The sequence below is a fragment of the Microbulbifer thermotolerans genome (assembly GCF_001617625.1).
GTDB lineage: Bacteria > Pseudomonadota > Gammaproteobacteria > Pseudomonadales > Cellvibrionaceae > Microbulbifer > Microbulbifer thermotolerans.
Genome location: NZ_CP014864.1, coordinates 2,542,951 through 2,557,613, shown reverse-complemented (window position 1 = coordinate 2,557,613; position 14,663 = coordinate 2,542,951). Strand labels below are relative to the sequence as shown.

General features: G+C 59.4%; 10 protein-coding genes. 8 read left to right on the top strand and 2 right to left on the bottom strand.

What is annotated here, in order from left to right; genetic code table 11:
* Positions 1 to 2 precede the first annotated feature (2 nt).
* Complete coding sequence (locus tag A3224_RS10670; protein WP_067154273.1) at positions 3 to 320, top strand: Nif3-like dinuclear metal center hexameric protein; 318 nt, start codon at positions 3 to 5, stop codon at positions 318 to 320.
* 144 nt (positions 321 to 464) lie between these two features.
* Here the strand turns inward: A3224_RS10670 and A3224_RS10665 are convergent, their stop codons facing one another.
* On the bottom strand, positions 465 to 1,004 hold the full coding sequence (locus A3224_RS10665) for an NUDIX hydrolase (protein WP_067154271.1): 540 nt from the start codon (positions 1,002 to 1,004) through the stop codon (positions 465 to 467).
* Positions 1,005 to 1,107: 103 nt separating this feature from the next.
* On the opposite strand from A3224_RS10665, the gene A3224_RS10660 reads away from it, so the two are divergent.
* The 4 genes from A3224_RS10660 (at position 1,108) to A3224_RS10645 (ending at position 8,067) form a co-directional block, all read left to right on the top strand.
* The gene (locus A3224_RS10660) at positions 1,108 to 2,343 is read left to right on the top strand and encodes an efflux RND transporter periplasmic adaptor subunit (RefSeq protein WP_067154268.1); all 1,236 of its coding nucleotides are present in this window, start codon (positions 1,108 to 1,110) and stop codon (positions 2,341 to 2,343) included.
* Positions 2,344 to 2,376: 33 nt separating this feature from the next.
* The gene (locus tag A3224_RS10655; protein WP_067154266.1) at positions 2,377 to 5,511 is read left to right on the top strand and encodes an efflux RND transporter permease subunit; all 3,135 of its coding nucleotides are present in this window, start codon (positions 2,377 to 2,379) and stop codon (positions 5,509 to 5,511) included.
* 112 nt (positions 5,512 to 5,623) lie between these two features.
* Entirely contained in the window at positions 5,624 to 6,235 is a 612-nt protein-coding gene (locus A3224_RS10650) for an NUDIX hydrolase (RefSeq protein ID WP_067154263.1), read from the top strand.
* Positions 6,236 to 6,360: 125 nt separating this feature from the next.
* Positions 6,361 to 8,067: a dipeptidyl-peptidase 3 family protein gene (locus tag A3224_RS10645; protein ID WP_067154262.1), complete on the top strand. Its 1,707-nt coding sequence runs from the start codon at positions 6,361 to 6,363 to the stop codon at positions 8,065 to 8,067.
* Positions 8,068 to 8,320: 253 nt separating this feature from the next.
* On the opposite strand, the gene A3224_RS17655 is transcribed toward A3224_RS10645, so the two are convergent.
* A complete protein-coding gene (locus A3224_RS17655; RefSeq protein ID WP_067157861.1) occupies positions 8,321 to 12,730 on the bottom strand; it encodes a thrombospondin type 3 repeat-containing protein in 4,410 nt (1,469 codons plus the stop codon).
* A 487-nt stretch (positions 12,731 to 13,217) separates the two neighbouring features.
* On the opposite strand from A3224_RS17655, the gene A3224_RS10635 reads away from it, so the two are divergent.
* The 3 genes from A3224_RS10635 (at position 13,218) to A3224_RS10625 (ending at position 14,622) form a co-directional block, all read left to right on the top strand.
* Positions 13,218 to 13,718: a methylated-DNA--[protein]-cysteine S-methyltransferase gene (locus A3224_RS10635; protein ID WP_082817492.1), complete on the top strand. Its 501-nt coding sequence runs from the start codon at positions 13,218 to 13,220 to the stop codon at positions 13,716 to 13,718.
* Between the two features lie 170 nt (positions 13,719 to 13,888).
* On the top strand, positions 13,889 to 14,419 hold the full coding sequence (locus tag A3224_RS10630) for a gamma carbonic anhydrase family protein (protein WP_067154259.1): 531 nt from the start codon (positions 13,889 to 13,891) through the stop codon (positions 14,417 to 14,419).
* A complete protein-coding gene (locus A3224_RS10625) occupies positions 14,419 to 14,622 on the top strand; it encodes a DUF1289 domain-containing protein (protein WP_067154256.1) in 204 nt (67 codons plus the stop codon). Before A3224_RS10630 ends, A3224_RS10625 begins: the two co-directional genes overlap by 1 nt.
* Positions 14,623 to 14,663: the final 41 nt, after the last annotated feature.

The following is a 14,663-nucleotide window of genomic DNA, read 5'->3' as shown; positions in this document are numbered from 1 at the left end:
TCATGTACAAGCTCTGCGTATATATCCCCGAGTCTCATCTCGAAGTGGTCAAGCAGGCACTGTTTGCCGCCGGTGCGGGACGTATCGGTGACTATGACCACTGCTGCTGGCAGGTGAAAGGCTGTGGTCAATTTCGTCCCTTGGACGGTAGCCAACCTTATATTGGCCAGACCGGGGAGGTGGAACAGGTGACGGAATACCGGGTGGAAATGGTGTGCGCTGACGATTTGGTGGACGCAGCCTTGGCGGCCCTGCGCCAGGCCCACCCCTACGAGGAGCCGGCCTTTGACCTGTGGCGCTTGGATGAGCGCTGCGGTTGAATCCTTAATTCCCAGGATGGCTTCTCTCTGATGGCGCCGTTACTGGCGCCTATCTGTTTTCGGATACTTGCAACTCAGCGTGAATACCTTGCGGATTTGTTGTGCGAGCAGCAAACACTGGGCACTTTCTTTGGGTAATAAAAATCACAACTTGCGGTGAATCACTCCCCGGCGCAGCGGAAAACTGCCGGTTTTGCGGTCTGCGAAGTAGTGCGCCAGCGTCTCTTGGATGATGGGGAAGGCAATTTCATCCCAGGGGATTTCCTTTTCTTCAAACAGTTTCACTTCCAGTGACTCGGGGCCGGGACCAAAGCTGGTGTCGGTCAATTCGCCGCGGTACATCAGGTAAAGCTGGTTGATGTACGGTATGTCATAGATGGTGTAGAGATCATCTACACGTATGTTGGCGCGCGCCTCTTCCCAGGATTCCCGAAGTGCCCCTTCCTCACTGGTCTCGCCGTTTTCCATAAATCCTGCCGGCAGTGTCCACAGGCCCCGGCGGGGTTCTATGGCGCGCCTGCACAGCAGCACCTTGTCTCCGAGGTAGGGCAGGGTACCGACAATAATCCGGGGGTTAATGTAGTAGATAGCGCCGCAGTTGCCACATAAGTGGCGGGGGCGGTCGTCGCCTTTGGGAATCGAAAAGGTAACGGCATCGCTGCCGCAATGACTGCAGTATTTCATCGAGCCAGTATACCCGCCGGGACAAAAGCCGCCAGTGGGCTTTTTAGCCACCGCCTATAGTTGATAGTGGAGTTCCTTTGCTGTTGGCAATGGTTGTAGTCCCATGGCGCGATTTTTTTTGTTTGGCGTTTTACTGGTCTCGCTGGTGTCGTGCGGTGGCGGAAAAGGTGAGGAGCAGGCGCCGCCACCGCCGCCGGTAGAAGTGTTGACCGTGCGCGAACAACCGGTGATACCGCGCTTCGAATATGTTGGGCGGGTAGAAGCGACGGACGAATACAAAGTGCGCCCCCGGGTGGAGGGCTATATCCAGAGCCGCCATTTCACCGAGGGCGATACGGTACAGAAAGGTCAGCTGCTGTTTGAGATTGACCCCAAGCCTTTTATCGCCGCGCTGGAAAACCAGCGCGCCAATTTGTCCCAGGCTCAATCGGCGTTGCGGGTGGCGGAGCGGAACTACCGCCGCGGCCTGCAGCTGGTCGATCAGGGTGCTATCAGCCAAGTGCAGATGGATGAGCTTACCGGCACATTCGAGGAAGCGCAGTCGCAAGTGCAAGCCATGCGAGCGAATGTGGACAAGGCGGAGCTCGACCTTTCCTATACGGAGATCTATGCGCCGCTGACCGGACTCATTGGCCGCACCGACTACACCGAGGGATCTCTCGTGGGACCCGCCACTGATCCCCTGGCCACCATCGTCAAGATGGACCCGATCTATGTGTTGTTCGAAGTGCCTGAAGACCGCCTTTATTCCGTGCGGGTGGCGGAGGGGCAGCGTCGCCAGGAGGGGTTGGCCCCGGTACAACTGGATGTACGAATCGAGCAGCCGGACGGCACCTTCTATCCCTACCGGGGCGTCATTGTATTTGTGGACAACCAGATAGATCCGAATACCGGTTCCGTCGCCGTGCGGGCGCGTTTCCCCAATCCGCAACAACTGTTGGTCCAGGGGCAGTATGCGCGGGTATCGATTCGCGTCTTCACTGGAGAGGAGGCCATCAAGCCGCTGGTGCCCCAGTCGGCGGTGATGGAGGACATGCAGGGCCGCTATGTCTACGTGCTGGGTGAGGGCAATGTGGCGCAGAAGCGCTACCTGGAACTGGGACAGCGGGAGGGTGAGCTCTGGGCGGTGGAAGACGGTATCAAGGCCGGGGAGACAGTGATCGTCAACGGCCTGCAGCGGGTGGTGGCGGACAAGCCGGTTACACCGCAGAACACACCGCGCAATCCCTACGATCAGGCGGTGCCGCCCGAGCCGCCGTCACCGGATCAGAACGGGATGTCCGATGACGCGGACGGAGAGCGTCGTCGCGACACAGGGGAATTCGATGACAGTAAATAACCTACTGTTGCCGGAGGGCGAAGCGACCATTACATGATCAGTGCCTTCTGTATCCGGCGGCCGCGGTTCGCCTTTGTCATCTCGATATTGATTACCCTGGCTGGGCTCTTGTCCATGCCGCTGCTGCCGGTGGCGCAGTTTCCGGATATTACGCCAGCGACCATCAGTGTCACCGCCACTTACTCCGGTGCCAGCGCCGACGTAATGCGCGACAGCGTGGCGGTGCCCATTGAAACTCAGGTCAACGGGGTGGAGGGGATGGCCTATATGTCCTCCACCAGCGGCAACGACGGCTCCTACAGCCTGACAGTTACCTTTGAATCCGGGATAGATGACGACATGGCCCAGGTCAATGTCCAAAACCGGGTTCAGCAGGCGACGCCGTCGCTGCCGGAAGACGTCAAGCGCAATGGTGTCACGGTGAAGAAACAGTCCAACACCTTGCTGTTGGTGGTGAACCTTTTTTCCCCCAATGAAACCTTCGACGAACTTTTCCTGAACAATTACGGTGAGGTTTATTTAAAAGATGAGCTGGCGCGGGTACCCGGTGTCAGCAGCGTGACGATTTTCGGCACCAGTACCTACGCCATGCGTATCTGGTTAAACCCGGACCGAATGGCATCTCTGGATGTTACCACCAGCGACGTGATCAGTGCCGTAGAGGCGCAGAATATCCAGGTGGCTGCGGGACAGCTGGGGTCCCCGCCCATCCGGCAAGAGCAGCAATTTCAGTACAACATCATCGCCCAGGGCCGACTGGTGAGCGCGGAGGAATTTGCCGATATCACCATCCGCGCCAAACCGGATGGGGGCATGGTGAAAATCAAGGACGTGGCGCGGGTGGAACTGGGCAGTGAATCCTATGCCTCTTATGGGCAACTGGACAACAAGCCGGCCGCGGTGATCGGTATCTATCAACTGCCCGATGCCAATGCCATTGAGGTGGCGGACGGAATCAAAGCCAAGGTAGCGGAGCTCTCCCGTCGCTTCCCCGAGGACCTCAAAGCGGAAATTCTCTACGACACCACGCTTTTTGTTGAGGCATCAATGAAGGAGGTGACCGAGACCCTGATTATCGCTTTGATCCTCGTTATTGTGGTGGTGTTTATCTTTTTGCAGGATTGGCGTTCCACACTGATTCCCGCCATTGCCATACCGGTATCCCTGATCGGTACTTTTGCGCTGATGTTGGCGCTGGGCATGACCATTAACACCATCACGCTGTTTGCACTGATTCTCGCCATCGGCATTGTTGTGGACGATGCCATCGTGGTGGTGGAAAACACCCAGCGTTTAATGGGGGAAGGATTGGCGCCCAGAGAAGCGGCGCTGGAATCCATGCGCGAGGTCACGGGTCCGGTTATTGCCACCACGCTGGTGCTGCTCGCCGTATTTGTGCCGGTGATGTTGATGCCGGGGCTGACCGGCAAGATGTATCAGCAGTTCGCCATCACTATCTCGATGGCCGTCATCATCTCCTCCATTAACGCTTTGACCTTGAGCCCGGCATTGTGCGCCAGTGTGTTAAAAGCCGAGCGGGGCGGTGAGACGGCTGGCGCCAGGGAAACAGGCGTCTTCGGTTTTTTCAACCGAATTCTGCACCGCGCGACCAATTTCTATATGCGCATGGTGCGTTTTTGGGTGGGAATACCATTGCTGGGCATTGCATCCATCGTGGGGCTGTTACTGCTCTGCTACTGGCTTTTTACCCATGTCCCCACCGGGTTTATTCCAGATGAAGATCAGGGCACGTTCATGCTGCACGTGCAGTTGCCGGATGGCGCATCTCTGGAGCGCACCGGCCCTGTGGTGGACAAGGTGACGGACATTTTGATGGAGGAAAAGGGGATGGCCCACGTGGTGGGTGTTCCCGGTTATAACATGTTGTCCAGCAGTGCGGTGTCCAATGCCGCCATGATGTTCGCGATTCTCAAGCCCTGGGAGGAGCGCACCGCAAAAGAGGACCATCAGTTTGCAATCATGGAGCGGGTGCAGGCAAGGTTTGCGGAAATTCCCGGCGCACAGGTCATGACCTTTGCAATACCGCCTTTGCCGGGTATCGGTACCGTGGGTGGTTTCGAATTTGTACTCGAAGATTTACAGGGGCGCAGCGCCAGTGAACTGGCACAAGTGATGTACGGTTTGTTGGGGGAGGCCAACCAAAGCCCGGAAATCGCCCAGGCCTTTACCAGTTTCCAAGCCACGACTCCGCAACTGCAACTGATTCTGAATAAAGATAAGGCCCATGTGCTCGGCGTACCACTGCCGGAGGTTTACTCCACCTTGCAGACGCTGCTCGGCGGTTACTACATCAATGATTTCAATTTGTACGGCAAGGTGTTCAAAGTAATGGTGCAGGCGGACGCCCAGTTCCGCGATAAGGAAGAGGACCTGGCGGGTTTTTATGTGCGCGCCAACAGCGGCGGTCTGGTGCCGGTGACATCCGTCGCGGATATAGCTCCCATGGTGGCTCCGCAGAATATTACCCGCTACAACCTTTACAATAGCGTCACCATCAACGGCGCGCCGGCGCCGGGCCGCTCCAGTGGCGAGGCGATGAAAACCATGGAGGCGCTCGCCGCGCAGCTGCCGGAAGGTTACGGCTATGAGTGGACGGGGGCCAGTCTGCAGGAAATCAGTTCCGGCAATATGGCGCCGATACTGTTTACACTGGCGATAGTGTTCGTTTACCTGTTTCTGGTGGCGCAGTACGAGAGCTGGAGCATCCCGCTCGCGGTGATCCTGTGTGTGCCTATAGCCATAGCTGGCGCGATGTTTGCAGTGTGGGTCACGGACTCCATAAATAACCTTTACACTCAGATAGGCTTGGTGTTGCTGATCGGCATGGCAGCTAAGAGCGCCATCCTGATCACCGAATTTGCCTCTGTGGAACGGGAAAAGGGCAAGCCTATTGTCGAAGCCGCGGTAAGCGCTACCAAATTGCGCTTCCGCGCCGTTTTGATGACGGCCCTGTCGTTTATTCTCGGGGTGGTGCCTCTGTTGTTAGCCACAGGCGCGGGTGCCGTTAGCCGCGTATCCCTGGGACTGGCTGTTTTCGGTGGCATGACTGCGGCGAGTATTTTCGCGACTTTGTTGGTGCCTGTGTACTATGCCCTGGTACAGGGGCTGCGAGAGAAGATCAAAGGCGTGCAGACCCCTAAAGAGTGATACAGGTGGAATAAGCGGCTTCGGGAATCAGCAATAATTGACTTACCCTGTCACTGGGAACAGATATGATGGAAGCTGCGCCATGTGCGTAGTAGAAGTGTGACCCATTACCATGCTAGCCAGTATCGAAGAAAAAGTATTCCAGCTGCGGGACCATATACAGGCCCGGGTACCCAGTGGGCCGGATCTGCACGGCCACGCAGCGGTGCTTCTGGCCCTTACTGACGAGCCGGACCCGCAGGTGATACTGACTAAGCGCTCCGCGAATCTTTCCACCCACTCCGGTGAAGTATCCCTGCCCGGCGGCCGCTGGGATGAGACGGACCCATCCCTGGAATACACTGCGCTGCGGGAAGCCGAGGAGGAAATCAGCCTGCCGGCGGAGCGTGTGCGGATGCTCGGCCCTCTGTGGCCGCGCACCACCCGCTGGCAGGTGCATGTGACCCCCTGGCTGGGCGTCATCTCCCCGGATATTCCCCTCAGGCCGAATCCCGGCGAGCTGGACGCGATTTTCCGCGTTCCCTTGTCTTTCTTCCTCGCCGATCCGCGCATTCGCACGGATCGTATTACTATCGACAAGCGCGATATCTATCTGCCCGCGTACCAATACCGCGGTTATGAAATCTGGGGGTTCACCGCTGGCGTACTGACCGAATTCCTGGTCAAAATTCTCGGCGCGCCCATCGGACACCGGGATGGCGTCCCTATGCGGGTCCTGGGCTGAAACGCCCTCTCGCCGTCGGCGGTATCATTCCGGGGTCGCCATATGCCGTTACCCCAGTGCCTTGATAATTGCCCTCCGCCGGACTAATGTGGCGCCGGATCAAAGTAACGATAGGCAGAATTCTTATGACAACCCCTATTAAGTACAAACAGATCGCCGCAGCGCTGCTGGCAATCGCTGTGGTGAGCGGTTGTTCGCCGAAAGACAAACAGCAGTCCGATGCCGCGAGCGAAGCGGCCCCACAGCAAGTGCAGGAAGTTGCACAGCAACAGGCCGCAGAAGAAAGCCAGGCTCGCTTTGATATCTATGCTCCCGTGGCTCTGAATGCGGATCTTTCAGATCTGAGTGACGATCAGCGGCAGATGATCGGTCTTCTGATCGAGGCCAGCCAGATTATGGACCGCCTCTTCTGGCTGCAGTCTTACGGTTCCCCGGAAGATCTGTTGTCAGGCATCGAGGACGCCCGGGCGCGCGAGTTTGCCAAAATCAATTACGGCCCCTGGGATCGCCTGGACGACAACGAACCCTTTATCGAAGGCTACGGTCCCAAGCCCCTGGGTGCACGTTTTTATCCTGAAGACATGACCAAGGCCGAATTCGAGGCCTGGGATCAGGCCGGCAAGGACGGCCTGTACTCTCTGGTACGCCGTGATGAAGACGGTAAGCTCAAACTGGTGCCTTATCACGAGGCATATAAAGACGACTTGCAGAAGGCCGCAGATCTTCTGCAAAAGGCTTCTGAGCTGGCCGAGGATAAGGAATTTGGCAATTACCTGCGGATGCGCGCCAAAGCACTGGTAAGCGATGATTTCCGCCCCAGTGATATGGCCTGGATGGATATGAAGAACAACCGTATCGACGTAGTGATCGGCCCAATCGAAAACTACGAGGATCAGTTGTTTGCCTACCGCACTGCCTATGAGTCCTACGTGTTGCTGAAAGACATGGCCTGGAGCGAGAAGCTGGCCAAGTACGCGGCCTTCCTGCCGGAGCTGCAGAAGGGGCTGCCGGTGGAGGAAAAATACAAGGCCGAAGTACCGGGCACCGACTCGGATCTGAATGCCTACGATGTTCTGTACTATGCGGGCCACAGCAACGCGGGCTCCAAAACCATCGCCATCAACCTGCCCAACGACGAGGAAGTGCAACTGGCCAAGGGCACCCGTCGCCTGCAGCTGAAGAACGCTATGCGCGCCAAGTTCGACAAAATACTGGTGCCCATCAGCGAAGTGTTGATCGCCGAGGACCAGCGCAAGCACATCACCTTCCCGGCTTTCTTCGCCAATACCATGTTCCACGAAGTGGCCCACGGCCTCGGCATCAAGAAAACCGTCACCGACGGCAGCAATGTGCGTCAGGCGCTGAAAGAAACCTCATCCTCTCTGGAAGAAGGCAAGGCGGATATCCTCGGCCTCTATATGGTGACCGAGCTGCACAACAAGGGAGAAATAGAAGAGGGCGAGCTGATGGACAATTACGTCACCTTCCTCGCCAGTATCTTCCGCAGCGTGCGCTTCGGTGCCGCCAGTGCCCACGGCAAGGCGAATATGGTGCGTTTCAACTACTTCAAGGAGCAGGGCGCCTTTACCCGGGACTCAGAAACTGGCCAGTATCGCGTGGATTTCGAAAAGATGCAGAAAGCCATGACCAGTCTGTCCAATCTGATTCTGACCATTCAGGGCGACGGCAACTACGAGAAAGCGAAAGAACTGCTGGAAACCAAAGGTGTGGTCGGTGCCGAGTTGCAGGCCGATCTGGATCGTTTGTCGGAAGCGGATATTCCCGTGGATGTGACATTTATTCAGGGCAAGGAAGTTTTGGGTCTTCAGTAAGTTTGTATTTGCCCCGCAACAAAAACCCGGCATCTGCCGGGTTTTTTTATTTTTGAAGCCCCCGCTTGTAGCCTGCCAAGGGAGTTCACCAGAGTATTTGTTTAGCCGCGGAGCCAGTGCGGTAACTCCACGAAGTGATTGAGCGGTTGGCTCTGTCGGTTTTTGCGCTTTGCAAAAATAAAAAGCCCCGGCAAGTGCCGGGGCCAGGTGTTGGCCCGCTTTGTGAGCGGGCCGGGTGATACTGTTATTTTCCTCAGGGGGTTATTGGGCGAACACAGGCTGCGTAGACATCAATCTGATTCAGCAGGTCTACTAGTGCTCCCGCATTGACTTGCAACTGGTTGAAGTTGCCATTGGCTTCGAACACTACCAGTTTGCGGTCGCCGCTGCCCAGCAGGTTCAGTGCCAGCAGGCTGCCACCGGATGCACTGTCTACCACGGTGCCGTTCAGCAGTGTGGAGATAGTGATGCTCTGCAGTATGGTCAGATCCAGCAGAGTATCCGGGTTTTCCAGCACAAAGCCGACGCTGTTAGTACCGGTATAGGTAGTGCCGGTATCGGTGACGCGGACAAAACCGCTGCCTGCCACACCGACCGGAACCGAGATGCGCGCTGCGTTGTTCAGGTTGTTGTCAATCACGTCCGCTTCGTCGGTCACAGTGCACAGCAGGCAGATGCCCTCGGTGCCGCTGCTGACGGTGGCGTTGGGCACGGTGATCGGCTCGTACACCTGGTTGTTACCGCAGCGGGCGAAGTCCGGATCGCAAACATCGCCGATGCCGTCACTGTCGGTATCCGCCTGATCTGCGTTGGCGATATTCGGGCAGTTGTCGACGTTGTTGTCGACCCCGTCGCCATCCAGATCGTTGTCACAGGCATCGCCGATACCATCGCCGTCCTGGTCTTCCTGACCCGGGTTGGGATCGATGGGGCAGTTGTCGCTGTCGTTGTCCACACCGTCGCCATCCAGGTCATCGTCACAGGCATCGCCGATACCGTCGCTGTCCACGTCTGCCTGGTCGGCATTCGGGGTCAGCGGACAGTTGTCGACGCCGTTGTCGACACCATCGCCGTCTACATCGCTGTCGCAGGCATCGCCGATACCATCGCCGTCGGTGTCTTCCTGACCGGGGTTGGGGATCAGCGGGCAGTTGTCAGCGCCGTCGTCGAGGCCGTCGCCGTCGTCGTCAGCGTCACATAGATCGCCGAGTCCGTCGCCGTCGGTATCGGTCTGGTCGCTGTTGGATACCAGCGGGCAGTTGTCGACGCCGTCATCTACACCGTCGCCGTCGTCGTCGCTGTCGCAGACATTACCCACGCCATCACCGTCGGTGTCGGTTTGATCGCCGTTGGGGATCAGCGGGCAGTTGTCGGCACCGTCGTCGACACCGTCACCATCGTCGTCGTTGTCACAAGCGTCGCCTGCGCCATCGCCATCGGTGTCGGTTTGATCGACGTTTGAAACCAGCGGACAGTTATCGGCACCGTCGTCAACGCCGTCGTTGTCGTCGTCGTTGTCGCAGGCGTCGCCGAGTCCGTCGCCGTCAGTGTCGGTCTGGTCGGCGTTGGCGATCAGCGGGCAGTTGTCGGTGCCATCGTCGACGCCGTCGCCGTCATCGTCACTGTCGCAGACATCGCCGATACCGTCGCCGTCCAGATCTTCCTGGCCGGGATTGGGTGTAGCAGGGCAGTTGTCCACGAGATCGCCGATGCCGTCACCGTCGGAGTCAGTAAGGGCGTCGCAAGCGTCGCCGATACCGTCGCTGTCAGTGTCTTCCTGTCCCGGGTTGGGGGTCAACGGACAGTTGTCGCTGCCGTCGTCGACACCGTCGTTGTCGTCGTCGCTGTCGCAGGCATCGCCGAGTCCGTCGCCGTCGGTATCGGTCTGATCGGCGTTGGGTACCAGCGGACAGTTGTCGGCGCCGTCGTCCACACCGTCGCCGTCGTCGTCGCTGTCGCAGGCATTGCCTATGCCGTCACCGTCCGTGTCGGTCTGATCCGAATTCGAATTCAGCGGACAGTTGTCGCTGCCGTCTTCGATGCCGTCGCCGTCATCGTCGGTGTCACAGGCGTTGCCCAGTCCATCGCCGTCGGTATCCAGCTGATCGGCATTGGCCACCAGCGGGCAGTTGTCCAGACCGTCGGCGACACCGTCGTTGTCGTCGTCGTTGTCACAGACGTTGCCCAGACCATCGCCGTCAGTGTCTTCCTGGGCGGGGTTGGCGATCAGCGGGCAGTTGTCGACATTGTCGTCGATACCGTCGCCGTCATCGTCGTTGTCACAGGCGTCGCCGATACCGTTGCCATCGGTGTCGGTCTGGCCGGGATTGGCGATGAGCGGGCAGTTGTCGGCAACATCGTCCACGCCGTCGGCATCGTCGTCACTGTCACAGACGTCGCCGAGTCCGTCGCCGTCGGTATCCAGCTGATCCGCGTTGGCATCCAGCGGGCAGTTGTCGGCTCCGTCGTCGACGCCGTCGCCGTCGTCGTCGTTGTCGCAGGCGTCGCCGATTCCGTCGCCGTCGGTGTCAGTCTGGCTCGGGTTGACGATCAGCGGGCAGTTGTCGGTGCCGTCTTCAACGCCGTCGTTGTCGTCGTCGTTGTCGCAGGCATCGCCGAGTCCGTCGCCGTCGGTGTCGGTCTGATCGGCGTTGGGAACCAACGGACAGTTATCGCTGCCGTCGTCCAGGCCGTCGTCGTCGGTGTCGGAGTCATCGTCGCAGACGTCGCCGATACCGTCGCCATCCTGGTCTTCCTGGCCGGGGTTGGCATCCAGCGGGCAGTTGTCGCTGCCGTCGTCCACACCGTCTCCATCGTCGTCGCTGTCGCAGGCGTCGCCCTGGCCGTCGCCGTCAGTGTCGGTCTGGGCCGGGTTGGCATCCAGCGGACAGTTGTCGGTGTCGTTGTCCACGCCGTCGCCGTCCACGTCATCGTCGCAGGCATCGCCGATGCCGTCGCCGTCCTGGTCTTCCTGACCGGGGTTGGCGATTAGCGGGCAGTTGTCGACGCCGTTGTCCACACCGTCGCCGTCGGTGTCATCGTCGCAGGCATCGCCGATGCCGTCGCCATCCAGGTCTTCCTGGCCGACGTTGGCTGTGGTCGGGCAGTTGTCGACATCGTTGTTGACGCCGTCGCCATCGACATCGTCGTCGCAGGCATCGCCGATGCCGTCGCCGTCCTGGTCTTCCTGACCGGGGTTGGCAATCAGCGGGCAGTTGTCGGCGCCGTCGTCGACGCCGTCGCCGTCGTCGTCGCTGTCGCAGGCGTCACCGATGCCGTCGCCGTCGGTGTCGGTCTGATCGGGGTTGGCGATGAACTGGCAGTTATCGACGCCGTCGTCGACACCGTCTCCATCGTCGTCGCTGTCGCATAGGTCGCCGAGTCCGTCACCGTCGGTGTCGCTCTGATCCACGTTCGGGACTGTCGGACAGTTGTCCGCACCGTCGTCCACGCCGTCGCCGTCATCGTCGTTGTCGCAGGCGTCGCCGAGGCCGTCGCTGTCCAGGTCTTCCTGTCCCGGATTGGGCACTGTCGGACAGTTGTCCACGTCGTCGCCGATACCGTCGTTGTCGGAGTCGGTGAGTGAATCACAAGCGTCGCCGACGCCGTCGTTGTCGGTGTCTTCCTGGCCGGGGTTGGGTACCAGCGGGCAGTTGTCGCTGCCGTCGTCCACACCGTCGCCGTCGTCGTCGCTGTCGCAGGCGTCACCGATGCCGTCGCCGTCGGTGTCGGTCTGATCGGCGTTGGCGATCAGCGGGCAGTTGTCGGCGCCGTCGTCGATGCCGTCGCCGTCGTCATCACTGTCGCAGGCATTGCCGAGTCCGTCGCCGTCCGTATCCATCTGGTCGGGATTGGGGGTGTCCGGACAGTTATCAACGCCGTTGTCGACACCGTCGCCGTCCCGGTCGCTGTCACAGACATCGCCGATACCGTCGCTATCGGCGTCTTCCTGACCGGGGTTGGGTGTCAGCGGGCAGTTGTCTTCTGTGTCGGTGATACCGTCGCCGTCCTTGTCGTTGTCACAAGCGTCGCCGATGCCGTCACCGTCTGTATCTGTCTGATCGCTGTTGGCCACGAGCGGACAGTTGTCGCTGTCGTTGTCCACGCCGTCGCCGTCCACGTCGTCGTCACAGGCGTCGCCGATGCCGTCGCCGTCCTGGTCTTCCTGGCCCGGATTAGGCGTATTGGGGCAGTTGTCGGCGTCGTCGTTGACACCGTCGTTGTCGCCGTCGTTGTCACAGGCGTCGCCGATGCCGTCACCGTCGGAATCTTCCTGACCTGGGTTGGGCGTGTTGGGACAGTTGTCGTCGTCGTCGGGAATGCCGTCGCCGTCGTCATCGTTGTTATCGATGTCGTCGCAGGCGTCGCCGATGCCGTCACCGTCGGAGTCTTCCTGGTCGGGGTTGGAGACGAATTGGCAGTTGTCGAAGCCATCGGGCTGGCCATCGCCATCATCGTCGTCGTCGCAGAGGTCGCCGAGGCCGTCGCCATCGAGGTCTCTCTGGTTGGGGTTGGGTACAGTTGGGCAGTTATCCTCGGAGTCGGGGATAGTATCTGAATCCGAATCCACGAATGGTGGCGGGTGGCCGGTACTGCCGTCGGCGTCGCAGCCCGTTAGGACTGCCATCGCCAAAGCGAAAAACAGAATAGGTATTCGTAACATGAACGAAATCTCCTTGGCACAAGTGCCGCTGTGTATGGTGGGGTAGGCCACAGGGAGGGGCGATAGCTCTGGGCAGGTGCCTTGCGCCGCCGGGGCCAGCAAACTATCGCTGGCGCTACCGTATACCGATGCGGCAGGCGGCCGCCGGAGCCACAGCCTGACATCCCTGTTTGGCTGTGTGCTATTTCCGGAGAAGGAAATGCGTTGCGGACTTGTGGTCCGCGCATCAGGTTTAGGCCAGGTTCCGGCACTCGTCCATCTATTGGCACCGCAGCTCGACACATGAGGCGGCGTTTGCCCTTTTTGTCAAACGGGGGCTGGAGCTGCTGTTTGCTCACCGCAAGCGGCGGTGAGGAAATCACTGGTCCGCAAGGGGGGCTAGCTCTACACTGCGCCGAGCATTGGGAAAAACTGCAGCGCATCCGGCCCGCTTCTCTCCGGGTGTCGCGGATTCGCGGTGGCAAGCGGCGAAACCGGGAGAATTGAAATGATCAACTATGAAATCTACACCACTCGCTTCGGTGCGGTGGCCATCGCCGCGGATACCCGGGGGGTGGTGGCGCTGGCATTTCACAGCGACGCGCGGCCCGTGTGCGCCGGGTCCCACTGGGATCGGCGCTCGTCGGCGCTGACCGATAGCGCGGCGGGGCAGCTGGAAGAGTATTTCACCGGTAAGCGGCGGGAGTTCGATTTACCGTTGTGCCCGCGCGGTACGGATTTTCAATGTCGGGTCTGGGAGGCGCTGCAGCGGATTCCCTATGGCGAAACCCGCAGTTACCGCCAACAGGCGGAAGCGATGGGCAATCCGAAATCGGTGCGCGCCGTGGCGCGGGCCAACGGCGCCAACCCTATCGCCATTGTGATTCCGTGCCACAGAGTGATCGGCGCCGACGGCAGCCTGACCGGCTACGCTGGCGGCCTGGACATCAAAGCGCGCCTGTTGGCCCTGGAGGGGGCCCGTTTTGTACAGCAGGAGCACTCGCTGTAATTGCGGGTTTATCTGCCTGCCTGTGTGCAATATTCACCCCATTCCCGCGCGCCTTTTCTCAGAAAACGTATTTCTTTTATTCCCCGGCGCGTATCAAACGGAGATTCTCTGGTCACCGCCCTCTGCGACCGGGATAATAGCCCCTCGATTTCACCGGGCGCGGAGGTTAGATGCTGTACAAACTGGGGGACAAAGAGCCGCAACTGGAAGGTGAGGGACACTATATCGCTCCCGGGGCCCAAGTGGTTGGCAATGTGAGGATGCTCGCCCACAGCTCTGTCTGGTTTAACGCCGTGGTGCGCGGCGATTCCGACCCGATTACCATCGGCGCCTACAGCAATGTGCAGGACGGGGCGGTGTTGCACACAGATCCGGGCCTTCCGCTCACCATCGGTAATGGGGTAACCATCGGCCACAAGGCGATGTTGCACGGTTGCTCCGTTGGCGACTACAGCCTGGTCGGTATCAATGCGGTGGTGTTGAACGGGGCCAGGATCGGCAAGTGCTACATTATTGGCGCCAATGCGCTGGTGACAGAGAATACCGAAATCCCGGACTACTCGCTGGTGCTGGGCAGTCCCGGCAAGGTAGTCAGAAGTCTGGATGAATCCACATTCGAGCTGCTCAAGGCCAGCAGCGATCACTATATAGCTAACGGTAAACGCTTTGCCGAACAGCTGATACCTGTTTCCGATACGTGATGTCCGATCACAGGAACAAGGCTGAAAAGCCGGTAAAGTCCCCCTGTATCTCAGTTTGCGCGCTCAACGCGGAGGATATCTGCGAAGGCTGTTTCCGCACCGGCGCGGAGATCAGCCGCTGGGGGAGGATGAGTAATGAGGAGCGCCGTGCCGTTTTGAGAAGCTGTACCGAGCGCGCGCGCCGGATGGGCCGCATCTGGTAGCTGATTGAAGAATGCAATGTAGATGTGTCCCTGGGGGGTAC

Coding starts and splice junctions, on each gene's coding strand:
- A3224_RS10670 (WP_067154273.1), top strand. CDS start 3: ATGTACAAGCTCTGCGTATATATCCCCGAGTCTCATCTCGAAGTGGTC.
- A3224_RS10665 (WP_067154271.1), bottom strand. CDS start 1,004: ATGAAATACTGCAGTCATTGCGGCAGCGATGCCGTTACCTTTTCGATT.
- A3224_RS10660 (WP_067154268.1), top strand. CDS start 1,108: ATGGCGCGATTTTTTTTGTTTGGCGTTTTACTGGTCTCGCTGGTGTCG.
- A3224_RS10655 (WP_067154266.1), top strand. CDS start 2,377: ATGATCAGTGCCTTCTGTATCCGGCGGCCGCGGTTCGCCTTTGTCATC.
- A3224_RS10650 (WP_067154263.1), top strand. CDS start 5,624: ATGCTAGCCAGTATCGAAGAAAAAGTATTCCAGCTGCGGGACCATATA.
- A3224_RS10645 (WP_067154262.1), top strand. CDS start 6,361: ATGACAACCCCTATTAAGTACAAACAGATCGCCGCAGCGCTGCTGGCA.
- A3224_RS17655 (WP_067157861.1), bottom strand. CDS start 12,730: ATGTTACGAATACCTATTCTGTTTTTCGCTTTGGCGATGGCAGTCCTA.
- A3224_RS10635 (WP_082817492.1), top strand. CDS start 13,218: ATGATCAACTATGAAATCTACACCACTCGCTTCGGTGCGGTGGCCATC.
- A3224_RS10630 (WP_067154259.1), top strand. CDS start 13,889: ATGCTGTACAAACTGGGGGACAAAGAGCCGCAACTGGAAGGTGAGGGA.
- A3224_RS10625 (WP_067154256.1), top strand. CDS start 14,419: ATGTCCGATCACAGGAACAAGGCTGAAAAGCCGGTAAAGTCCCCCTGT.